Annotated in this window: 21 protein-coding genes and 1 riboswitch; of the genes, 12 read left to right on the top strand and 9 right to left on the bottom strand. The window is 53.9% G+C overall.

Translation table 11 applies throughout. From position 1 onward, the window contains the following. Positions 1–27: 27 nt before the first annotated feature. A riboswitch (adenosylcobalamin (AdoCbl) riboswitch) is annotated at positions 28–164 on the bottom strand. Positions 165–201: 37 nt separating this feature from the next. Then, positions 202–1581 carry a cobyrinic acid a,c-diamide synthase CobB gene (locus tag B9Y55_RS09300; RefSeq protein WP_085545082.1) on the bottom strand — a complete coding sequence of 460 codons (1380 nt, stop codon included), beginning with the start codon at positions 1579–1581 and terminating at the stop codon, positions 202–204. Further along, positions 1578–2090 carry a cob(I)yrinic acid a,c-diamide adenosyltransferase gene (locus B9Y55_RS09295; RefSeq protein WP_085545081.1) on the bottom strand — a complete coding sequence of 171 codons (513 nt, stop codon included), beginning with the start codon at positions 2088–2090 and terminating at the stop codon, positions 1578–1580. Before B9Y55_RS09295 ends, B9Y55_RS09300 begins: the two co-directional genes overlap by 4 nt. Before the next feature lie 247 nt (positions 2091–2337). On the opposite strand from B9Y55_RS09295, the gene B9Y55_RS13380 reads away from it, so the two are divergent. From B9Y55_RS13380 to B9Y55_RS09270, 6 genes are all read left to right on the top strand, one after another. Then, a complete protein-coding gene (locus B9Y55_RS13380) occupies positions 2338–2478 on the top strand; it encodes a hypothetical protein (RefSeq protein ID WP_200806660.1) in 141 nt (46 codons plus the stop codon). A gap of 314 nt (positions 2479–2792) precedes the next feature. Next, positions 2793–2987 (top strand): transposase, encoded by a 195-nt coding sequence (locus B9Y55_RS13720; protein WP_085545080.1) that lies wholly within the window; start codon positions 2793–2795, stop codon positions 2985–2987. Further along, a complete protein-coding gene (locus B9Y55_RS09285) occupies positions 2962–3207 on the top strand; it encodes a zinc ribbon domain-containing protein (RefSeq protein WP_143340891.1) in 246 nt (81 codons plus the stop codon). Before B9Y55_RS13720 ends, B9Y55_RS09285 begins: the two co-directional genes overlap by 26 nt. A 2-nt stretch (positions 3208–3209) precedes the next feature. Further along, positions 3210–4085, top strand: coding sequence for a glycerol dehydrogenase (locus tag B9Y55_RS09280; RefSeq protein WP_327078437.1), 876 nt, complete (start codon positions 3210–3212; stop codon positions 4083–4085). A 95-nt stretch (positions 4086–4180) separates the two neighbouring features. Further along, positions 4181–4723: a hypothetical protein gene (locus B9Y55_RS09275; protein ID WP_085545079.1), complete on the top strand. Its 543-nt coding sequence runs from the start codon at positions 4181–4183 to the stop codon at positions 4721–4723. Between the two features lie 11 nt (positions 4724–4734). After that, a complete protein-coding gene (locus B9Y55_RS09270) occupies positions 4735–5631 on the top strand; it encodes a GNAT family N-acetyltransferase (RefSeq protein WP_085545078.1) in 897 nt (298 codons plus the stop codon). A gap of 22 nt (positions 5632–5653) precedes the next feature. Here B9Y55_RS09270 and B9Y55_RS09265 read toward each other — a convergent pair whose 3' ends face one another. From B9Y55_RS09265 to B9Y55_RS09240, 6 genes are all read right to left on the bottom strand, one after another. After that, entirely contained in the window at positions 5654–6691 is a 1038-nt protein-coding gene (locus B9Y55_RS09265) for an endonuclease/exonuclease/phosphatase family protein (protein ID WP_085545077.1), read from the bottom strand. Between the two features lie 88 nt (positions 6692–6779). Continuing rightward, positions 6780–8375, bottom strand: coding sequence for a M20/M25/M40 family metallo-hydrolase (locus tag B9Y55_RS09260; RefSeq protein ID WP_085545076.1), 1596 nt, complete (start codon positions 8373–8375; stop codon positions 6780–6782). Between the two features lie 10 nt (positions 8376–8385). Then, positions 8386–9690, bottom strand: coding sequence for a TRAP transporter large permease (locus B9Y55_RS09255; RefSeq protein ID WP_085545075.1), 1305 nt, complete (start codon positions 9688–9690; stop codon positions 8386–8388). After that, a complete protein-coding gene (locus B9Y55_RS09250) occupies positions 9681–10223 on the bottom strand; it encodes a TRAP transporter small permease (protein WP_085545074.1) in 543 nt (180 codons plus the stop codon). The genes B9Y55_RS09255 and B9Y55_RS09250 overlap by 10 nt, the downstream gene beginning before the upstream one ends. Before the next feature lie 65 nt (positions 10224–10288). Continuing rightward, a complete protein-coding gene (dctP, locus tag B9Y55_RS09245; RefSeq protein ID WP_085545073.1) occupies positions 10289–11296 on the bottom strand; it encodes a TRAP transporter substrate-binding protein DctP in 1008 nt (335 codons plus the stop codon). A gap of 49 nt (positions 11297–11345) precedes the next feature. Then, entirely contained in the window at positions 11346–12104 is a 759-nt protein-coding gene (locus B9Y55_RS09240) for an IclR family transcriptional regulator (RefSeq protein ID WP_234986197.1), read from the bottom strand. 170 nt (positions 12105–12274) lie between these two features. Between B9Y55_RS09240 and B9Y55_RS09235 the strand changes: the two genes are divergently transcribed. From B9Y55_RS09235 to B9Y55_RS09210, 6 genes are all read left to right on the top strand, one after another. After that, positions 12275–14050, top strand: coding sequence for a bifunctional trypsin-like peptidase domain-containing/SEL1-like repeat protein (locus tag B9Y55_RS09235; RefSeq protein WP_234986198.1), 1776 nt, complete (start codon positions 12275–12277; stop codon positions 14048–14050). 115 nt (positions 14051–14165) lie between these two features. Then, positions 14166–15272, top strand: coding sequence for an AAA family ATPase (locus tag B9Y55_RS09230; protein WP_085545070.1), 1107 nt, complete (start codon positions 14166–14168; stop codon positions 15270–15272). Then, entirely contained in the window at positions 15239–15976 is a 738-nt protein-coding gene (locus tag B9Y55_RS09225) for a DUF4276 family protein (RefSeq protein WP_234986196.1), read from the top strand. The genes B9Y55_RS09230 and B9Y55_RS09225 overlap by 34 nt, the downstream gene beginning before the upstream one ends. Next, complete coding sequence (locus B9Y55_RS09220; protein ID WP_085545068.1) at positions 15949–16143, top strand: YwbE family protein; 195 nt, start codon at positions 15949–15951, stop codon at positions 16141–16143. The genes B9Y55_RS09225 and B9Y55_RS09220 overlap by 28 nt, the downstream gene beginning before the upstream one ends. A gap of 137 nt (positions 16144–16280) precedes the next feature. Beyond that, entirely contained in the window at positions 16281–17528 is a 1248-nt protein-coding gene (locus B9Y55_RS09215; RefSeq protein ID WP_200806658.1) for an exonuclease SbcCD subunit D C-terminal domain-containing protein, read from the top strand. Positions 17529–17537: 9 nt separating this feature from the next. After that, entirely contained in the window at positions 17538–20777 is a 3240-nt protein-coding gene (locus B9Y55_RS09210) for an AAA family ATPase (RefSeq protein WP_085545067.1), read from the top strand. Between the two features lie 60 nt (positions 20778–20837). On the opposite strand, the gene B9Y55_RS13280 is transcribed toward B9Y55_RS09210, so the two are convergent. After that, a partial coding sequence (locus B9Y55_RS13280) for an RpnC/YadD family protein (protein ID WP_268753295.1) occupies positions 20838–21359 on the bottom strand: 522 nt, incomplete at its 5' end.

Genomic DNA, 21359 nt, shown 5'->3' with positions numbered 1-21359 from the left:
AAAAGGCGGACCCTCAAGGTCCGCCTCCAGACGCCTGAACCTCGCAGGTCTTTAATCAGCCTCGTTTCCCCAGATCTGGCTCACTCCAGGATGGAGTTCACAGTGGCGGGTCCGCGCCGGAATTGCACCGGTCTTCCGAGAGAATCGAGGCTTTTCGTGTCTTAGGTACATCGGAAAATGATAGGGCCTTCCGGCCATTTGTCAAACCCTGTTGGCCTTTTTTTGCCACTCCAGGGCTGAGGATATGAAGGATTCGGCGATGGACAGGTCGCTGGCGAAGTGTACGTGGAGGTAGCTGGCCAGGACGTTTTTGTAGGCCAGGCCCTCCATAGTGTTGGTATCGCCCTTGGTCAGCCTCAGGGCCCAGGAGGTATCCTCCGGTCCCTCGTAGGAGGACCAGTGAAACACGTGGCCTTTTATAGCTCTGCCCTTGGGGCCGAACAAGGTGTTCCTCAGGGTCTCCCCATGGCAGTATCCCAGGGCCCGGAGCCTTTTTCCCATTGAGACCTTGCCGGAGAATATCCCCACCATTGATCTGTCCACTCCGTCGGGGGTCTCTATCCTGTCCACCAGGTACATGAGGCCGCCGCACTCGGCGAAGATAGGCATGCCGAGCTGGGCCTTCTTCAGGATGTCCTCCCTCATGGTGTGGTTGGACTCCAGCTCCTCAGCGGTCAGCTCAGGAAAGCCTCCCCCTATATAGATCGCCGAGGCCTCAGGGAGGCTGGAATCCTCCAGAGGGCTGAAGGGAACTATCTCCGCCCCCATATGGGACAGGATATCCAGGTTATCCTGATAGTAAAAGTGGAAGGCCCTGTCCATCGCCACAGCAACCTTGACCTTACCCCTGAGCTTCTGGGCGGAGAATAGGTCTCTACGGTGTTCCGGGTAGGCCTCGGAGGATAGGGCGATCTTTAGCAGTTCGTCCAGGTCTATATTATCCTCGACTAAGCTGGAGAGTCTCTCCAGCCCCGGCGTATCCATCTCCCAGGCCGGGACCAGCCCTAGGTGTCTTTCCGGCAGGGAGATAGATTCGTCCCTCGGGATGTATCCCAGCACCGCTACCTTCGTGGAGGACTGGATCGCCTCTTTTATCATGTCGAAGTGCCTGGGACTGCCTATTCTGTTCAGTATCACCCCTGCCACGTTCACCGATCGGTCGAAGGACGCGAAGCCGTGGACAACCGCGGCGGCGCTTCTGGCCATGGACCTTGCGTCCACCACCAGCACCACCGGCGTCCTTGATATTCTGGCCAGACTGGCCGCACTTCCTCGGTCGTCAAGGCCGGTGGCTCCGTCGAATAGCCCCATGACCCCCTCCACCAGGGACAGGTCCATCCCCTCCGACGATCGGTGGAAGAGCTCCAGCAGTGGGTCCTGGTCTATGAGCATAGAGTCCAGGTTTCGACAGGGCCGACCTGAGGCCACCGAGTGGTAGCCCGGGTCGATGTAGTCCGGTCCGGTCTTGAAGGTCTGGACTCTCAACCCCCTTTTACTCAGGGCCGAGGCTATTCCCATCACCACGGTGGTCTTTCCCGAGCCACTGTGGGTTCCTGCCACGATTATCCTGGGAAAGGTCATCGTTCGATTCCATCCCTGGCGGCGACTCCCGAGCGGTAGTGGTGTTTGACCTCGACCATCTCCGTGACCACGTCTGCCATCGCTATGATCTCCTCCGTGGCACCTCTGCCGGTCAGGATAAGCTCCGTGCTGTTCCCCTTGCCCTCTATGAGGCCCTTTACCTCCGAGACGGACAGCAGACCGGTGGATAAGGCGACTATTATCTCGTCCGCCACCACCATGTCGTGGTCCTTCATTGCGGCGGTTAGCTTTTTAAGGCCTCGGGCGGCCCCTTCTCTGTCCTCGTCGGTCATAGGGCTCCCTATGGCCCTTTCCCTTCCGTAAAGCTCTACCTCGACCGGCAGGCCCGATCGCTCCAGGGCCAGTATCTCTCCCGATTTTTCGGTCTTCAGAAACTGGCCTATATAGACGGAAAAACCTCTCCCTAAAGCCCTGACCGCCTGACCTACGGCGGCGGTGGTCTTCCCCTTACCGTTTCCGGTGTTCAAGGACGTGTATCCTCGCTCCATATGGGACAACCCCTTCCCTTAGAGTTTCAACGTGGATCGACCTGTTTTCGTTGGGGTTATTCTACCAGAGAAATATGGATAGCTGGACGGTGAGCTATCGACAGTTACCCCAGTGTTCCTGTAAACTATGATAGATATAGTATCCATAGTCTGAAAGGGAGGGAACTAAATACAGAAGATTCTCATAGCGCCAGGAAGATATGTCCAAGGGGCGGGAGCCTGCGAAAACTCGGGGGCTCAGGTCGCTTTGTTGGGCAAAAACGCCCTTGTCATAGGGGGCAAAAGAGGGCTCGAATCGGTCAGGGAGTCCATGAAGGCCAGCTTCGAGGCCAACTCTGTGGCTTTCGTGGAGGAGCCATTCGGCGGGGAGTCAAGGAACAGTAGTTAAAAATATTGACACAAGTCTCAAGAAATGGCAGTATGTATATATTAAAAAACTACTTAAGGGCACCTCTAAAAACTCTAATCCTCGGAGAGATCGTTCCGACGGAGCCCATTTGAGCCCGTATACTCGACATGCCGTCGTGTAGTCGAATGGGGCGACAGGACGTCGCCCCAAGCCGAGGGGGCACAGGACGTGCCCTCCGAGGCGGTTCGTACGGAACAGGCAGGTCGAGTATACGATTGGGCGAAACAGGGCGTAGGCGGAACGATCTCTCCGAGGGGACTCAAAGGTGAGTTTTTAGAGGTTCCCAGAAGGACCTGTCTCGTAAGGCTAAAGGCAGCTGCAACAGGCAGAAGGCAAGGCTAAAGGTCGCCAAACTGCACGGTAAGATAGCGGACCAGAGACGTGACTTTTTGCACAAGGTCAGCACCGAGATCATTCGCGAAAACCAAGCCATAGTGATCGAGGACCTTAGGGTCAAAAAACATGTTGAAAAACCATTGTCTCGCTAAAGCCATATCGGAGGTTTCATGGAGTCTGATAATAGCTGGGGCAAATTATGCCAGCTCCCAACTGTGCTCTGAATGTGGCTACAAAAACCCACTGGTAAAGGATTTAGCCCTAAGGGAGTGGGTGTGTCCAAGCTGCGGCGTTCGCCACGACAGGGACGTAAATGCGGCACAAAACCTACTGAAACTAGCTCTGCCCACCGAAATTAGCACGGCAGTGTAGCTTTGGTACTCACGAGGTCGGGACGAACTTTCGAGCCTGGGGAAACTTGTCTCGTTAGAGATATTGACCAGGAAGCCCCCACTTCTATAAGTGGGGGTAGTTCACAGCTATCTGTCCCTGTGGTTGTGGTCCCCACCATAGCGGCCACCGACGCCCCATGTAGCGCCCTCTCGGTCATCTACACCGAGGAAGGGATGTTCGAGAGCTATCAGTTCCCCCCCAGTCCCAACATGGTCATAGTGGACACCGCCATAGTGGCGAAGGCCCCTACTAGGCTTTTGGTCTCCGGCATGGGGGACGCCCTTGCCACTTGGTTCGAGGCCGAGGCCTGTTCCAGGACTAAGTCGGCCAACATGCCAGGAGGGGTCGCCACCGAGGCGGCTCTGGCCCTGGCTAGGCTTTGCTACGACCAGCTAATAGAGTACGGTTACGAGGCCAAAATCGCCTGCGACGCCGACGCCGTTACCCCAGCGCTGGAGAGGATCGTGGAGGCCAACACCCTGCTGTCCGGCATAGGCTTCGAGAGCGGCGGTCTCGCAGCGGCCCACTCGATCCACAACGGCATGACCGCCATAGAGGAGATGCACCACATGTACCACGGCGAGAAGGTGTCCTTCGGAACCCTCACCCAGCTTGTGTTGCAGGATTCCCCCAGGGAGGTGCTTGAGGAGGTCCTGGATTTCTGCGTCTCCGTGGGCCTCCCGATCACCTTCGCTCAGTTGGGCCTGAAGGAGCCCTCCAGGGACAAGATAATGGCAGCGGCGACTATGGCCACGGCCCCGGGGGAGACCATCCATAACCTGCCATGGAAGGTCACAGCGGAGGACGTCGCCGACGCCATGATGGCCGCCGACGCCCTAGGCAGGGAGTGGCTCTGATAGCTCCCCCAGCTTAGACGCCGGAGCGATATAAGGCCATGGAACCGGGAGGCTTTCTCCTGGCCCATGGCCTTATTTTAGAAGGAGTGATTCATATGGAAGCTAGATTAGGAATCGCCGGAGACATAGGCGAGGTGTTAGCCCTTCAGGAGAAAAAACTGGTGTCTAACCTGACTCCAGATAGGATGAGCGACGGTTTTGTCACGACTCCCTTCACCGACCAGCAGCTTATCGACCTGATAGGAATAAAAGGCTTGTTCGTCCTGGAGGACGGTTCTGACCTCATCGGCTACACCATGGCCGCCGGTTGGGATTACTTCAAAGGCCGTCCTATGTTCGACTACATGATAGAGAGATTTTCAGGCCTTGAGTATAGAGGGGAGACCATCACCTACGGTAACTCCTTTCAGTACGGCCCTATCTGTATTGCCTCGGAAAAAAGAGGCAGCCAGGCTTTTCCCCTGCTCTTTAACCGCATGAGGGACCATATGTCTTATTTCAAGGTCGGAACGACCTTCATCAACAGGATCAACGGTAGATCCCTTGAGGCTCACCTACGAAAGGTAAAGCTGGATATCATAGACGAATTTGACTTCAACGGTAACTCCTACTACGGTCTTGGCTTTTTGCTGTCCTAAAGGTGAGGCCTATGGACAAGGTTTATATCGGCGATAGATACTACGATTTTGTCTGGAACTTCAAAGAAGACCGGGAGCTACGGTGTGGCTTTAACTCCCTGGCGAGGGACGTCTTTGACTTCGATTTTGAGGATTACTACCTGAGTGGTTACTGGAATGATCGTTACGTCCCCTATGCTCTCATGGACGGGGGCAAGGTGGTCGCCAACGTGTCGGTGAACATCCTGGACTTTTTCTCCTGTGGAGAGGTGAAGCGGTACATTCAGATAGGCATCGTTATGACCGACAGGGCGTACCGAGGCAGAGGTCTCAGCAGATATCTCCCTGAGAGGGTCATTTCCGAGTGGAAGGGTAAAAGCGAAATGATCTACCTATTCGCCAACGATACCGTCGTGGATTTTTACCCTAAATTTGGTTTTGCTAAAAAAACCGAGTATCAATACGCAAAAGCGATCGCAGGAGGGGACGGAACTCCACGGTACCTCGAAATGGAGGACCCCCAAAACAGGGCTCTCCTGCTTCGCCTCTCCGAGAGCACCCGTCCTTTCTCCAACCTCACAGCCCTGAGAAATACCGGTCTCGTCATGTTCTACGCCACGTCCTTTATGAAGGACGACTTCTACTACGTCGAGGGCATGGACGCCGCTGTCTTCGCCCGTTACGACGACAGAACGCTGTACCTTAACGACGTTTTCTGTCCTGGGGAACTATCTATCGACGAGGTTATCTCAGTCATGGCAAAGAGGGACACAAACCAGATGGTCCTGGGCTTCACCCCTTTGGATACCGACGGATACAGCTGTAATACCTATTCACAGGAGAACGAAACCCTTTTTGTCCTGACAGATGGAGAGAAAAGCGTCTTTGACGACCACAGACTAATGCTACCGATACTGTCCCATGCGTAAAAAGCTGGTTTTATTCCCGGGCCTATCTCGGTGGTTTGCACTTGCTGCAGGGGGTGTATCCCTTGGCCTTGGCTTCCTCCAGGGAGAGGGCTATCTTGCTCTTGCTCAGGGACGAACATCCGTCGGAATGATAGCTCTTTCCGGTTTTGGTGACGAACACGGTGATATTCTTGGGGGCCTCTTTCGACTCGGCCTTAGCCGATTTTACCGCCACTTTGGGGACGCTACCGTCTAGAGCCAGGGCCACCATATCGTGGTCGGGATGTTCCGCTTTTTTTGTGGATCTCGCTGGAATGGCGGTCTCTATCTCGTATATAGCCCACTTTTCGTCCATCTCTATCCCTGCGTAGCCTATGTAGTCCAGGTTGCTCTTTTTGTTGTCGTAGCTGTACTGGCCGTCAGGTAGCCTCAGCAGGGGGAAAGACGTGCCTCTCGGGTCGTCGGTGTTGAAGTCCCCTAGTATGAAAACAGGCCCCTTGAGAGAGGAAACTATCTTGTTTACACTCTCAATCTGAGCCTGTCTCTTGGCGTCGTTGTACCTCTCTGCCTTGTCCGAGTCTCCCTTGCCCCTGGTGCTCTGGCTCTTGAGGTGTACGTTGACCATGGTGAATCGGCGATCTCTTTCCTTGTCCAGAAATGTGGCCACCAGATGGGGCCTGTCGTTCAGCTTGTAGCTCTTGCCCTCGAACCGAAAAGACGCGTTGGCTCCGTAGATGTAGGGTCCGTCTATGAGCTCTACGGTGTCCGAGTTCCACAGGAAGTACAGGTCCTGTCTGCCTCCTGTGTCGTTGCCCTTGGCGGACCACCAGCCAGGCAGAAACTTTGTCAGAAAGTATCTCATAGTGGCGTCGCCCTCTATCTCCTGAAGGGCAAGGACGTCCGCTTTCGATGACAGTATGGTTTTTGCCAGATGATAACAGTCCTCGGGGGAGTAGGCTTTTTTACCTGAGACGTTAAAGTATTCGACGTTGAACGTCCCTATAGTAAGGGCCATCGCCTGGCCGACTATTAGCAGAGATAGGACGAGCAACGACGCTAGGGTTGAAAAAAATCTTCTCAAACGAAAAACTCCTTTGATTGGGATAAGCTAAAAGGGCTAGGTCCGAAGGTGTCCCTCCAGATCGAGCCCTTTTACTCCACTAGGTGGATTATATGGATTTTACCAGATATCTCAACAGATTAACATAGTGATCCAGATAGAACGGAAGGTACAGCCTTTCGGATCTCTTGTGGGCGTCCTTACCGACTGGGCCGAAGTTCAGTATCGGGATAGCCAGCTTTAACAGCTCGTCGGTGGGGAAGCTGTAGATTGCCCTGCCTCCTGGCATATTGTCCTCGAAGGCCCTAGCCTCCTCCGGCGTTCCGGTGAAGCCGCAGTAGCTCAGGTCCGACACCCCCTCGAACATGGTCCTTATGTCCATCTCCAGCCCCTGTTCGACCGCTTTCTCCCTCAATTTTGAGGCTGCCTCTTTGACCTCTGGATCGCCCTCTATATCCGCCATATTGGACCTGTGGGGATACCAGGGTGGCAAAAATCCCACCACCACCAGAGGCCCCTCCATCTCTAGGTCGTCCACAAGCCTTGATACGGTCTCCATGCCTCTAGCCCTTTCGTCTCCCTCTTCCGAGATCACCGGAACGATCCCCCGGCTCTCCGCCAGGTCCATGATCTCCTTGACCGAGTAGACGGCCCCGGATAGGCAGGAGGGGGACAGGGCCATGCCGTTTTGCTCCCTGTAGGCCTTCTTAGCCCTCTCGTGCTCCTCGATGGACCTGTCCAGTGACTCTTGGGCTATGGACTTAAGCTCGGCCATGATCTCCGGTGGCATTTTTGTGGAGGTTAGATAGCTGAAGGCCATGGCGCAACGGGACATAATAGTCGCTGAGTATTCGTCCCTCATATCGTCCACCTTAAGAGCGGCGTAGGGAGGATACATGGTTCCGTCAAGCTCGTCCGACAAGGAGGGATTTCCGTCTATAGCCAGGGCGATCCGTGCCATGGTAGGCCCTACGCTGAAACCGTCGTAGTACTCCCCGGCGTGGGCCTTGACTCCGACACAGTAAAAGAAGGGGTTTATCTTTCCAAGGCTACCAAGATATACCGTGGGCTTGGCGTCCTCACCTGTGGCGAAGGTGGGCTCGGTGTCTATGCAGCACCGGAAACTAAGCCCTTCATCCTGAAGTTTTGCGAGGAACGGGGCTGCTGAGAGCATCCCCAGTGAGTTGTTCTCCTCGTCGGGCACGAACAGGACCGCTAGATTGACCTCCGTGGAGGAAGGGTCCTCCGCCGTCTCCATAAGGAGCTCCATAGCCCCGCAGACGCCGGACTTCATGTCCGCTACGCCTCGACCGAAGAGCCATTTCCCGGAAAGGAGGTCTTTGGCTCCGTCCTCCCCTAAAGAGGTGGAGTCCAGCCTACTGGTGTATTCCTCCGGCGAGAAGGCAAACTCCCTCAGGGAGCCGAACATCTCCACGCTGACCACGTCCATGTGCCCAAGCAGGACCACCGTCTCGGAGGTGGGCTTTTGGGCTCTCACCATCCCGAAGAGAAAGTGCCTTTTCAACCTGTCCCCCTCAAGGGGAAGGAGTTTTATATCTTCAGGGTTTTTCCTAAAGTAGTCGGTCTGGGCTAGCTCGTCGTAAAGGGCCTGGGTCGCCTTGTTTTCTCCCTCCGAAGACGGGGATACGCTCGGTATAGACGCTATTTTAAGCAGCCTTCTGTATAATCTCGAATCTTTGTGCATATTCTACCTCCTAAAAACGTCCACCTAACACCAGCCTGGGAAGCCACAGGGAAAGCTCAGGAATAAAGGTGACAGCCACCAAAGTCGGGAGCCAGGCGAAAAGTATGAATATCATAGCCGGTTTCAGCATCTGTGACACCGGGGTGTTCGCTATTCTGCCCCCGAAGTACAGGGTTGGAGCGGTGGGAGGGGTTACGTTGCCCATCCCCAGGTTTACGCCGATTATGGCCGCAAAGTGAATAGGGCTTATTCCCAGGCTCATGACCACCGGCAAAAGAATAGGGGTGCAGAGCAACATGGCACTGACGTCGTCCATTATCATGCCGATTATTATCATGAACAGGTTTATCATGAGCATCAGGACGTATTTATTGGACGATATGGTGGTCAGTGCGTCTATTATCATAGAAGGAAGCCGCTCCTGGACGTATATTCTGCTGAGCATCATTATGCAGAACATCATCAACATGACGACCCCGGTGGTTGTCGCTGTCTCTATAACCACCTCTATGAAGTTCTCCCTGTTAAGGCCCTTGTATATTAAGAAACCTACCGGAACTGAGTACAGAACCGCCACGGCGGCGGCCTCGGTGGGGGTCATGATCCCCCCGTAGATGCCTCCTAATACGATAATCGGCATTATCAGCGCCGGGAGAGCCTTCCCCGACCGGTTCCAGAGCATCTCGGCCTTTTCCTTTCCCGTCATAGGGGGATATAGCTTTATGTTCTTGTCGTTTTTCAAGAGCACCAGATTTATTATGGAAAGCAGAGTCATCAAAAGCAGCCCTGGTCCCACTGTAGCCAGAAAACAGGCCAGCACCGACTGCTGTCCCACCCAGGCGTAGAGTATCATCTGAGAGCTCGGGGGAATCAGAAGCCCTAGAGGGGCGGCGCATGAGATGAGGGCGGCGCTGTGTCCCATAGGGTAGCCGTTTTCCCTGAGCCTCGGAAACATGATGGAGCCGATGCAGGACAGAGTTGCGGCACAGCTGCCCGATATAGATCCGAACACCGCACAGGACACCACCGCCACAACCCCAAGGCCTCCTTTTATCCTCCCCACGAAAACCTCTACCAGACGGACCAGAGAGCTTCCTATGCCACCTCGGTCCATAAGCCCTCCGACCATGATGAAAAGCGGTATGGCCAGGAGCACCAGTGAGCTCATCTGGCTGAAGCTATAGGGCAGCAAAAACGACGGATCGTAGCTGTGGCTGACCACCATGAACAAAGTGGAAAGCATAAAGCAAAAGGGCACAGGCAGCCCCAGGAGCAGAGTCACTATTATCAGGATTAAAGCTATAGTTATCGCCATGGCTGCTCACCTCCTTGATCCTTCCTGTACAGAGACGTGAAATTGCCTAGGTCCTCTAAAAAATATATTATGGAGTAAAAGCTCATGAGAACGTATCCCACCAGTATGGATGTCTGGGATATGAATATAGGGATGCGGAGGCCGGTGGTCCTGGGCATCCACTCGATGCTGTAGGATATCATATCCACAGCCCACCAGCTGAACACGACGCAGAGTATGGACATAGTCAGTCGCACCAAGACCGACAGAAATGCCTGGGCCTTAAGTGGGAGGAGCTGAGGGATTATGTCCGCCTTGACGTGGCTCTTCTCGTACACTCCGTAGGAGCTCCCTACCAGGTAAAGCCAGAAGGCCGCTATGACCACTATCTCCTCTATTCCGAAAAGGTCCGACTTGAAAACGTATCTGAGAAGCACGGCGGTACACATTATCAGGACCACGAAGACGCTTGTCAGCACCAATATGGCCTTTTGCAGATTTATAAGCCACCTCCAGAGGAGGGAGCTTTTTACGTTACGGACGAAGTTTTCCATATGAAGCCCTCCTTAATTCAAAAGAGGCTGGCGAAGACTCTCTCGCCAGCCTCTCGATAGACGACCTAGAGGTCCTTCTTTATCCTCTCAAGGGTCTCCTCTCCGTAGGTCTCAGCCAGTTTCGGCCAAGTGTTGGCCCTGATGTGCTTGGCCAGTGTATCTCTCTCGGCGTCGGAGACCTCTATTATCTCCACTCCCGCCTCCTGAAGTTTCTTCTGGAACTCCAGATCCTCGGTGGCGCTGTCGGCGAAGCTCTTGTCGGCCTCTACGTTGACCGCGTCCATAAGGACCTTCTGATCCTCCGGGCTCATGGACTCCCAGAGCTTTTTGTTGATGATGTAGGCGGTCTGGTCGAACAGACAGTTATAGGGGACGTAGTACTTTATGACATCCCTGAAACTGAGATAGTTTATCTGGGACGATCCGCCGATCCAGCCGTCGCATACTCCGGTCTGAATGGCGCTGTAGGTGTCGGCGTAAGGTATGTTGGTTGTCCTGTAGCCCATGTCCTCGGCGGTCTCCTTGTAGACCGCCACAGGGGCGACCCTGATCATGGCGTCTTTCTTGACGTCGGGATCGGCGGGGCTTTCGGGCTTCTTCGTCAGCCCGACACCGATAAAGCCGTCTCCGTAGAGCCTGAGGAGCTTGACACCCAGCTTATCCAGGGAATTGTCTATGATCTCGTAGACGTAGGATCCCGGTGAAAGCTGTTTTTTCATTTCCTCGCCGGAGGACGCCAGGAAAGGCAGAGAGCCTATCTCGAGCATCACGTCGAACTGACTGGGCAGGAATATAAGGCCCATCTCTATGGAGCCTCGGCGGATCTCCTCGAATACCTGGGTGTAGTCCCCAAGCTGGTTTGCCGGGAAAACGTCCAGTTTTACCCTTCCCTCCGTTCCAGCCTCTACCTTTTTCTTTATGGTCTCCAGGGACTTGCTGCCTCTGTACTCCGGTGACGAAATTCCCGCCACCTTAAAGGGCTTAGTCTTCGCCTCGGAGGCCCCGGGCAGAGCGGCAAAACAGAAAGCCGCCACGGCCAACGCAAAAAACATCGATCTCTTGCTGATAGACATATGTTCCTCTCCTTCCCTATCTCGACCCTTACGGATCTCCCCTGATACATTAACGCCTGAGCTGTAGCTGAGTTCCTATCTCATCCGCCCCATCCCTCAATCTCTGTAACCAAATGGGAAAAATCCCCTCCCCTACGGCCTCCACCGGAGCACCGACGGACAGACAGCGGTCGACCGCTCGGTTTTTGCCGAAAATTGGAACCGATAGACACCACACCCCCAGAGAAAAGGATTGATCCTCAATGGAGTAACCCTGTTTGACTATGCGGTCGTATTCCTCCAGGATCTCCGGTATGGACGTTAAGGTGTAAGGTGTCCTTGCCACGAGATCCGTCCTTGACAGAAGATCCTGGATAAATTCACGATCCTGATAGGCGGCCAGAAGCTTTGCCGACGCACCGGCGTTTATGGGGACGCTCTTGCCGATAAAATCGTTGGCGTCGTAGATCCCCCCTGGGCGGCAACACTTGCAAGCAGGGTAGGCTCTGTCTCCCTCCCAGATGCTTATATAGACCGTCTCCCCCAGCACCTGGCACAGGTTCGACAGGACCGGTGCCGCTATATCCTCTATGCCTATAAGTTTTGAATAGACGTTGCCCATCCGAAGCACCACCGGTCCGAGATGATACTTCTTCGACGACCCCTCCTGAACCACAAAATTTTTCTCCTTGAGGGTCGACAGTATCTTGTGTAGCCCGCTTTTGCCCATCCCCATGGTGGAGGAAAGCTCCGATAGGGTGTAGTTGAAAGGAGGCTCCGCCAGCACTCTTAGAACTTCCATGCCTTTTAAGAGACTGCTCAAAGGCACACCTCCTTTTCCGTATAGGAAACTATTTTTCCTTGAGGGAAACTAACTTTATCGTAGCAGAGGTTTTTGCACTTGTCAAATATTTGGAAAAAGATATTTTGGGCCGCTGTTGTGCTAATATCTGAACCAATATAGAAGGGAAAGGCCGGGATAGAATGGTTCGTGTGAAGATGGCTTTGTCTAAAGGTTGCTTTCGATTTACTCTCTGTCTGTTGTCCTGTTTTATGGTGCTCGGTGGGCCCCTCTACGCCACCGAGATCGACGTTTTGGCTCTGATGGAGGAGAGGCAGAGGGCTGTGGCTAATATGCTTGAGCCCAGCATCCTCTACGTATTGGTTGACGACGACGACTCCTACAGCATGGGAACAGCCTTCGTGGTCGCAGACGGCTTTGCCCTGACTAACGCCCATGTGGTAGAGTCCGCCGGAGATATTCTGGTGATGAGCTCCTTTCAAAACCCCGTAAAGGCCAGGGTGGTCAAAAAAGAGTACAGCGGAGACACCGGAGGCAACGACTTCGCCCTGCTCAAGTTCACACCCTCCCCTAAACTGACGCCGGTAACCTTCACCAATAGGGTTAACCGTATGGACCGAGTCAGTGCCTGGGGATTTCCGGTTCTTGTTACCCAGTTTGACCAGAGCTTCGACGACATACTGGAGGGCAAGCTAAAAAAAGCCCCTCCTATGGTCTACACCGAGGGAACGGTCAACGCCCTGGTCGAGAAAAACAGACAGATGACGGTGATACACTCCGCAGCAATAGCAGGAGGAAACAGCGGTGGCCCTCTGGTGAACGCCAGAGGCGAGGTGGTCGGCATAAACACCTGGGGATACACCGAGGAAGACGAAGGGGCATTCGTCAACGCCTCTATTCCAACGGAGCGGATAGCTCCCTTCCTTCAAAGATGCGGGATTTCCCCCCAGTTCTCACGGACGTCTTCTGCACTGCCCCAGCTTCCTCCTATGTCACTCCCTCAGGTGTCTCTTCCACAGGTGAACCTGCCGGAGGTGGGGCAGTCCCCATCGTCGGAGATATCAAGCCTCAAGAAGATGGCCCAGTCCGGCGACAGCGACGCCCAGGCCGCCCTCGGCGCCATGTACTACGACGGAGAGGATGTCCCTCAGGATACCGGTGAGGCCATCAAATGGCTGGAAAAGGCATCAAAAGGGGGTAGCCTTGAGGCGAAGGCCCTGCTAGGGGTCATACTTATATTCGAGGAGGACCACAGCGACCCGAACAGAGGGCTTTCACTGCTTAAAGAGTCCTCCCGTTCTGACTCGGAAGGGGAGATCTTCTCGGTGCTCTCCAGGGTATACTACGACGGAGATATATTCGGAATCCCGAGGGACGAGGATGAATCGTTCAAGTGGGCAAAAAAGGCCTCCGATAAGGGGGACGCCGACGGGACCGCCATGCTTGCCATGCTCTACTACTTCGGCGAGGGAGTGGACGAAGACGATAAAAAAGCCCTCCAGCTGGCGGAAAAGGCGGTTAAGGCCGGAAGCTCCCTGGGCAAAGCGGTTATGGCCTGGATGTACTACGACGGCGTGGCGGTAAAGGAGGACCTTAAAAAAGCCCTGGCGTTGGCCACCGACGCGGCGGAGGACGACGAGCCATCTGCTCAAGGCCTGCTGGCCTACATGTATTTCTACGGCTACGGGGTCAAAGAGGATCACCGCACCGCAGAGGGCTGGGCCAGAAGGGCGGTGGATCAGGGGAACGAGTTTGGCTGGTTCGTCCTGGGATCGCTGTACATGGACGGAGTTGTGGTTGAAAAGGACCTGCCCATGGCCTGGGCCTACCTCGACCTAGCCAACGAGAGATACGTATCCGACGCGGAGGAAGCGCTGGAGAAACTGAATAAAAGGATGTCCTCAAAGGACCTCAAACGGGCCAAGGACATCCAGGACCGCTGGTTCACGGAGTGGGGCGTTTCTAGGCGGTAGAGTAGGGGGACTAGAAAGCCCCTTGATTGGGCCGAATCGGGCTAATCGAGGGGCTTTTGTGATATTATCCTCTTGAGTGCGGAAAACTTCACCTTGAGGAAGGAGCTGATTAGGCGTGAAGTTGAGACAGGTTTATCTTAGTGGTTATAAGTCTATAGATAAAGCAGGCCAGACTATACCTTTAGGAGATATAACCGTTCTCTTAGGGGCCAACGGTTCCGGCAAGAGCAATCTAATCTCATTCTTCAAGATGCTCAACTTTATGACCGAAGGGACCCTTAAGCAGTATGTCGGCAGGGAAGGGGTAACTCGTCTCCTCTATTATGGTCCCAAAAAAACCGAGTCCATTTTCTTCAGTCTTGATTTTGGAACAGAGGATGTCAGAAGCAGATATGAAATAGCTCTTTCCTACGGCCTACCGGATAGACTCTTTATCGGAAGCGAAAAGATCATTTGCCACGGAGACGGTAATGGGCAGCAGGAGTACGTTCTAGATGGCCGAGAAGGAGAATCAGGTCTAAAGACTGACCCCAGACCGGTATGTGAGGTCTTATATAACCTTTTATCCGGTATTCGTTTTTATCAGTTTCACGATACTTCGGATACGGCGAAGATCAAAGACCGTGGATACGTCGATGACGCCAGGTACCTGAGGAGCGATGGAGGAAATCTAGCCGCTTTTTTGAAGATGCTCAAAGAACATGGTCAATTTTATCGATATTATGATCGAATAATAAGGCATATCCGTCGCATTATGCCACAGTTTGGAGATTTTGATCTCACTCCAGTTCCAGGTAATAGAGACTATATAAGGTTAAACTGGAGGGACTCTTCCGGAAGCGACTATCTCTTTGATCCAGGCCAGATCTCTGACGGTTCACTGAGATTTATGGCTCTTTCTGCTCTGCTGCTTCAACCACCGGATTTAATGCCTGCTTTCATAGTTTTAGATGAGCCCGAGTTAGGATTACATCCTTTAGCTATAAGGGAGCTAGCAGGGCTAGTTCGCTCTGCGTCACAAAAGACTCAGGTGTTGTTAGCTACCCAGTCCTCCAGTCTCATAAACGAGTTTACAGCGGAAGATCTTGTAGTTCTCGAGCGAGACGAGGAAAGGCAGTGTTCTCTATTCAAAAAATTGGATTGTGAAATCCTAAGAGGATGGTTAGACCGCTATAGTCTATCGGATCTATGGGAAAAGAACGTCATAGGTGGCCAGCCGTGATACGTCTCCATGTGACCGCTGAAGGCCAAACAGAGCTTTCTTTCGTGAGAGCCGTTCTCGCTCCTCATTTGGCAAAATGGGGTATCTTTGCAGACGCTAGATGTGTGCTTACTAGCAGAGACAATCGTGTCTCTAGAGAGTATCGTGGTGGCTTGTTAAGCTATGTGAAGGCCAAGAAGGATATCATCTCCTGGCTAAAAGAGGATAACCACAGTGAATGTCGATTTACGACGATGTTCGATCTTTATGCTTTGCCGGAGGATTTTCCCGGCTATAATCGTGCTGTTGGAATATCCGATAGATATGAACGAGTTCGATTTTTAGAGGATGCAATGTCGAAGGATATACGTGACAACCGTTTTGTTCCCTATATCCAACTTCATGAGTTTGAGGCCATGATACTGTCCGATCCTCAAAAATTAGACTGGGAATATCTAGATCATGAAGAAGCAATAGAGAATTTGGTGGCTTTAGGGAAGGATAAAAATCCAGAACTTATAAATGATGGGGTGATGACAGCTCCGTCAAAACGAATTATCAAGGAAATTCCTGAGTATGACAAGGTGTCTGCTGGCGTTTCTGTAGTACAGAGAATTGGCTTGGATACGTTACGGTGCAGATGTATGCACTTAGGCGAATGGCTGTTAAAGCTTGAAGGGCTTAAGGAGGATTTTACATGTCAGGAGAGCTCAGAAAGGACATAAAGCCAGGACTGAAGGTTATGGTGGTCCAAAAGCAGGATCAGAGGAGCGGCAAGCTCACCGAGGGGGTCGTCAGGGACATCCTGACCAAAAGCCCCTCCCATCCCCACGGGATAAAGGTCCGTCTGGAGGACGGGACGGTGGGAAGGGTGCAGGAGATAGTGGAATAAGAGAGCGGCCTTCCTGTTAGGGAGGTCGTTTTTTATATTTCTCGCGGTGGTCATATTTCCCGGGAAATATCCCAGATGATTGATTATCGATGAGGCTTTGCCTACAATGGATAAGGACAGAAAGGAGAGATTTACCTATGGATCACTCTTCGTCGGGCATTAGGCTGCTTCACACATCCGACTGGCATCTAGGCAGGGCCCTTTACGGGAAAAAAAGATACGACGAGTTTAAGGCCTTCCTAGACTGGCTTGCGACGACGGTTCAGGAAAAAGGCGTCCACGTCCTTGTCGTGGCGGGAGACGTATTCGACACCACCACCCCGAGCAACCGATCCCAGGAGCTTTATTACCGTTTTCTATGCCAGGTGGCTGGCTCTACCTGTAGGCACGTCGTTGTAATAGGGGGGAACCACGACTCCCCCTCCTTCCTCGACGCCCCAAAAGAGCTGCTTAAAGCCCTGGAAGTCCACGTGGTGGGCAAAGCGGCAGAATCCCCGAAGGACGAGGTATTGATCCTCAAGGCCGATGATGGCACCCCCGAGATGATCGTCTGCGCCGTGCCCTACCTCCGTGACAGGGATATCCGACAGGTGGAGCCAGGAGAGACGGTCCAGGATAAAGAGCTAAAGATGGCGGAGGGCATAAAAGCCCACTACCAGGCTGTGGCGTCTCAGGCCAGATCCATAAGGGAGGAGTTTGGAATCCATATTCCCATAGTCGGGACTGGACACCTCTTTACCGCCGGAGGAAAAACCGTAGAGGGCGACGGAGTCCGAGACCTCTACGTAGGATCTTTGGCCTACGTCAACTCGGCTGTTTTCTTAGATAGCTTCGACTACACCGCCTTAGGACACCTTCACGTTCCCCAGAAGGTCGACGGATCGGAGGTCGTTAGGTACAGCGGGTCCCCTATACCTATGGGCTTTGGGGAGGCAGGGCAGAGAAAGAGCCTCTGTCTAGTGGACTTTAACGGCAAAGATCCCTCTGTGCAGCTTGTAGACGTGCCGGTCTTTCAGAGGCTGGAGAGGATAAAGGGAGACCTGGAGGGTATCCTAAAGCGGATCTACGAGCTGTCCCTGAGTGGCTCAAAGATCTGGCTGGAGATAGTCTACGACGGAGATGAGGTTATAGGCGACCTGAGGGACAGACTGGAAAACGCCCTCTCCGACGGTATGGAGATCCTCAGGCTCAAGGACAGCCGAGTTTTCCGGCAGGCCTTAGGCATGGAGTTTGAAGGGGAGTCCCTGGAGGACCTGGGAGAGGACGATGTCTTCCGCCGACTGCTTTCCTCTAGGGGAGTTCCAGAGGACCAGTGGCAGGAGCTTACCGAGACTTATGGCGAAATCGTCTCATACCTTTTTGAGCAAGACACCAAGGCGGAGTAGGAGGGAACCATGAAGATACTCAAAGTGAGATTCAAAAACCTCAACTCCCTCTTTGGAGATTGGGAGATAGACCTGTCCTCCTTAGGCTGTGAGGGGCTCTTCGCCATAACCGGCCCTACAGGATCGGGAAAGACCACCGTCCTGGACGCTATCTGTCTGGGACTCTACGGAAGAACCCCAAGGCTTAGCAACGTCACCAAAAGCGGCAACGAGATAATGTCCCGAAACACCGGAGAGTGTTTCGCAGAGGTGGAGTTCGAGACACAAAAGGGACGGTTCCGCTGCCACTGGAGCCAACACAGGGCCAGAAGAAGCCCTGAGGGCGAGCTCCAGCAGCCTAAGCACGAGATATCGGACTGCGACTCAGGGCAGATACTGGAGTCCAAAATAAGGGAGGTGGCGTCCTGCATCGGGACTGTCACAGGAATGGACTTCGACCGGTTTACCCGCTCAATGCTCCTGGCACAGGGTGGTTTCTCCGCCTTTCTCCAGGCGTCTCCCAGCGAAAGGGCCCCTATCCTGGAGCAGATCACCGGGACGAAGATATACAGCGATATATCCGTAGCGGTTCACGAACGTCACCGTAAAGAAAAAGAGACCCTGGAGCTGCTCAAGGCTGAGATGGCTGGCACCACCGTTTTGGACCGGGAGCGGGAAAAGGCCGTAGAGGAGGATCTGGGGAAGGCGAAGGATGAGGAGCTAAGGCTGACCAGCGAGGCAAAGTCGCTCAACCTGTCCCTCTCCTGGCTGAACGGCTTAGAGATCCTAAAAGGCGAGATAGCCCGCCTTAACGACGAGATTGAGGAACTTCAGGCGGAGCAGGAGAGCTTCAGGCCCCACAGGGACAGGTTGAACCTGGCCCTGAGTGCCGCATCCCTGGAGGCCCCCTATCTACAGATCGAGGAACTGAGAGGACAGCAACGGTCGAACGAAAAGTCCCTCTTGGAAAAAGAGGGCGCTCTGCCGGACCTGGAGCGATCTCTCGAAGACCAAGCCCAGCGGCTGAAAAGTGCGGAACAGGAGACCTGCAACCGCAGAGAAGCCCTTAAAAACTCCATCCCTAAGCTGAAGCAGGTCCGCTCTCTGGACCAGACCATAGCCTCTTTGAAAAAACAGATAGAGGACCTAGAGGGCGAATGTGGAGGGATCAAGGCAAAAATACAGTCCTATGGTCAGGCTAAGATCGCCCAGGAGGCCGACCGTTCAAAAGCTCAGGAGGACCTGAAGGCTATAGAGAAATACCTCAGCAACAACGCCCGAGACCGCTGGCTGATCGGGGGCCTTGCAGGGCTTGAGGCCCAGCTCGCCGAACTATCGACCAGGAAAAAGGACATAGAAGAAAAAGCATCCCAGAGGGACAAAGGGGAGACCGCCCTAAAAGAGGCCGTCCATGGCCTTGAGGCATTAAAGGAGGACCTGACCCTTAAAAAAAGGGATCAGGAGGACTCTTCCCAAAACCTCCAACAGGCCAAAGACCTGTTGAGCCGCACCTTAGGGGACAGGCTTCTTCGGGAATATCGGACTGAAAAGGAGTCTCTTCTAAAGGAGGCCGCCTATATCGCCAAAATAGCCAGCCTTGAAAACCATCGGAAGAGGCTGGAGGACGGCGCGCCCTGTCCCCTCTGCGGCTCGACGGAACACCCCTTCGCCGAAGGCAACGTCCCGGTTTCCGACGAAATAGACGGCAGGATAAAGGAACTGACCGACCTGATCGAAAAGGCCGAGGAGCTGGAGTCGGAGATAAAGGCCCTGGAGGACCTAAAAGACGAGGCGGACAAGGCCCTGGGGAACTTGGAGAAAAACGAGCTGATCCTGTCCAGCGACGTAAAGTCCTCCCAAAAAAACCTGGCTCAGCTGGAGGAGGAGATAAAAAAGCTGGACTCCGACTTCCGAAGGAGAAAGGAGATCCTGTCGAAGGATCTCCTCCCCTTAGGGCTCGATCTCACGGAGGAAGACCTTCCATCCCTCCTCGATTCCCTGAGGGATAGGCTTAAATCCTGGGAGCTCCATCAGGCCAAAAAAGAAGAGCTCAACGGCATGATAGCCACGGTGGAGGGGGAGATAAAAAAGCTCGAGGCCCTTGTAGAAAGGGAAAAATCCTCCCTCGAACTGGAGATGGAGCATCTGAAAGCCCTGCAAGGGAACCTTAGCTCTGTGGACGACGACCGCAAAAAACTCTACGGCGACGGAGACCCCGACAGGGAAGAGGAAACGCTGAACGAGGGGCTATCCAAAGCGGAGGAGATCGAGAGACGGGAACGCAGCCTCCACGACGACCTGTTTCTGGTGCGGGACAGGGCGTTCAACGAGATAGAGGCCCTTAAAAAATCACTAAAAGAAAGACAGCCAAAACTCATGGATCTGGAATCGAACTTTAAATCGAACCTGACGACCCAAGGCTTCCCCGACGAGGTTAGCTTTAAAGAGGCTATGATCCCCAAAGAGGAGAGGGAGCAGCTTTCCAAGACTGCCAAGGAACTGGACGACCGACAGACCGAACTGGACGGCAGAGGGAGAGACCGACGGAGACGGCTGGAGGAGGAGCTAGGTAAAAAGGTCACCGAAAAATCCCTTGAGGAGATCAAGTCTCAGATCGAGGCTGTGGAGGAGGGCCTAGCGGGGGCCAGGGACCGGATATCGACCCTTCGACACCAACTGGAGGAAAACGGCAAGGCGAAGGCCAGTTTGAAGGACAAACAGGAAGAGCTTTCCAAACAGGAGGTTGAGTTCCGCCGATGGTCGAACCTCCACGATCTGATAGGCTCCTCGGACGGCAAGAAATACCGAAACTACGCCCAGGGTCTGACCTTCGAGATGATGGTACGTCACGCCAACCAGCAGCTGAGAAAGATGACCGACCGATACCTGCTGGTGCTGGACGAAAACCAGCCTCTGGAGCTGAGCGTTGTAGACAGCTATCAGGGCGATGGTCTCAGATCAACGAAAAACCTCTCCGGCGGCGAAAGTTTCATCGTCAGCCTGTCCCTGGCGCTAGGGCTTTCCCAGATGTCCAGCAAAAACGTCCCGGTGGACTCGCTTTTCTTAGACGAAGGCTTCGGAACCTTGGACCAGGAGGCCCTGGAGATAGCCCTGGACACCTTGGCGGAGCTCAAAAACAACGGCAAGGTCATAGGGGTGATCTCCCACGTGCCGGCCCTAAGGGAGCGAATCAGCGCCCAGATCCAGATAACCCCCGGAACCAGAGGAAGAAGCGAAATCTCCGGCCCAGGATGCCGAAGGTTGCCCTAGCCTTCCGTCGTATCCAAGGCGATAAAACACAGGGCCTGCCGAAATTAGGCAGGCCCTATCTTAGCTCTCCAGTTCGGCGGCGTACTTTTCCCTGTTCTCCGAGATGTCTTTGATCTTCTCCAGGGGCAAGCCGGTTATATCCACGATGACGGCAAGCTCCATATCCTTCTCCAGCATCCTTATGGCGGTCTGGATAAGCCCCTTTTCTCTGCCTTCCTGTTTACCCTGTTTTATGCCTCTCTGTAGGCCTCTCTCAAGACCCTCCCTACGTCCTCTGTGTATGCCTTTACGAAGGCCCTCTTTTTCCCAGGCCCTGGTCCAGTCTCTTACCTTTTCCGCAAGCATGGTGTCCACCTCCAGTAGATCCTCGTAGGTTGAGAAATCCTTGTCCGGAATCCTCTTGGGGAGCAACACCCCTCGAAGAAAAACCGTGAAGGATCTCCGAATTTTCGTGTGTTCCGGTAGTTGGAGCCAGTCGATTAACTCTCTTATGACCAGGCGAAGGTCCTGGTGGGAGCGGCTGTTCTCCATCCTGATAAGTGCTGCAACCAGGTTTCGAGGCATCTGCAATCTGCTGTCGTC

Origin of the sequence: Dethiosulfovibrio salsuginis (genome assembly GCF_900177735.1) — a bacterium.
Classification (GTDB): Bacteria; Synergistota; Synergistia; order Synergistales; family Dethiosulfovibrionaceae; genus Dethiosulfovibrio; species Dethiosulfovibrio salsuginis.
Note: the sequence above shows the minus strand (reverse complement) of the source record. Positions and strands in the feature narration are given on the sequence as shown.

Coding starts and splice junctions, on each gene's coding strand:
- B9Y55_RS09210 (WP_085545067.1), top strand. CDS start 17,538: ATGAAGATACTCAAAGTGAGATTCAAAAACCTCAACTCCCTCTTTGGA.
- B9Y55_RS09220 (WP_085545068.1), top strand. CDS start 15,949: ATGTCAGGAGAGCTCAGAAAGGACATAAAGCCAGGACTGAAGGTTATG.
- B9Y55_RS09300 (WP_085545082.1), bottom strand. CDS start 1,581: ATGACCTTTCCCAGGATAATCGTGGCAGGAACCCACAGTGGCTCGGGA.
- B9Y55_RS09225 (WP_234986196.1), top strand. CDS start 15,239: ATGGGAAAAGAACGTCATAGGTGGCCAGCCGTGATACGTCTCCATGTG.
- B9Y55_RS09295 (WP_085545081.1), bottom strand. CDS start 2,090: ATGGAGCGAGGATACACGTCCTTGAACACCGGAAACGGTAAGGGGAAG.
- B9Y55_RS09270 (WP_085545078.1), top strand. CDS start 4,735: ATGGACAAGGTTTATATCGGCGATAGATACTACGATTTTGTCTGGAAC.
- B9Y55_RS09255 (WP_085545075.1), bottom strand. CDS start 9,690: ATGGCGATAACTATAGCTTTAATCCTGATAATAGTGACTCTGCTCCTG.
- B9Y55_RS09275 (WP_085545079.1), top strand. CDS start 4,181: ATGGAAGCTAGATTAGGAATCGCCGGAGACATAGGCGAGGTGTTAGCC.
- B9Y55_RS09260 (WP_085545076.1), bottom strand. CDS start 8,375: ATGCACAAAGATTCGAGATTATACAGAAGGCTGCTTAAAATAGCGTCT.
- B9Y55_RS09250 (WP_085545074.1), bottom strand. CDS start 10,223: ATGGAAAACTTCGTCCGTAACGTAAAAAGCTCCCTCCTCTGGAGGTGG.
- B9Y55_RS09235 (WP_234986198.1), top strand. CDS start 12,275: ATGGCTTTGTCTAAAGGTTGCTTTCGATTTACTCTCTGTCTGTTGTCC.
- B9Y55_RS09215 (WP_200806658.1), top strand. CDS start 16,281: ATGGATCACTCTTCGTCGGGCATTAGGCTGCTTCACACATCCGACTGG.
- dctP (WP_085545073.1), bottom strand. CDS start 11,296: ATGTCTATCAGCAAGAGATCGATGTTTTTTGCGTTGGCCGTGGCGGCT.
- B9Y55_RS09285 (WP_143340891.1), top strand. CDS start 2,962: ATGTTGAAAAACCATTGTCTCGCTAAAGCCATATCGGAGGTTTCATGG.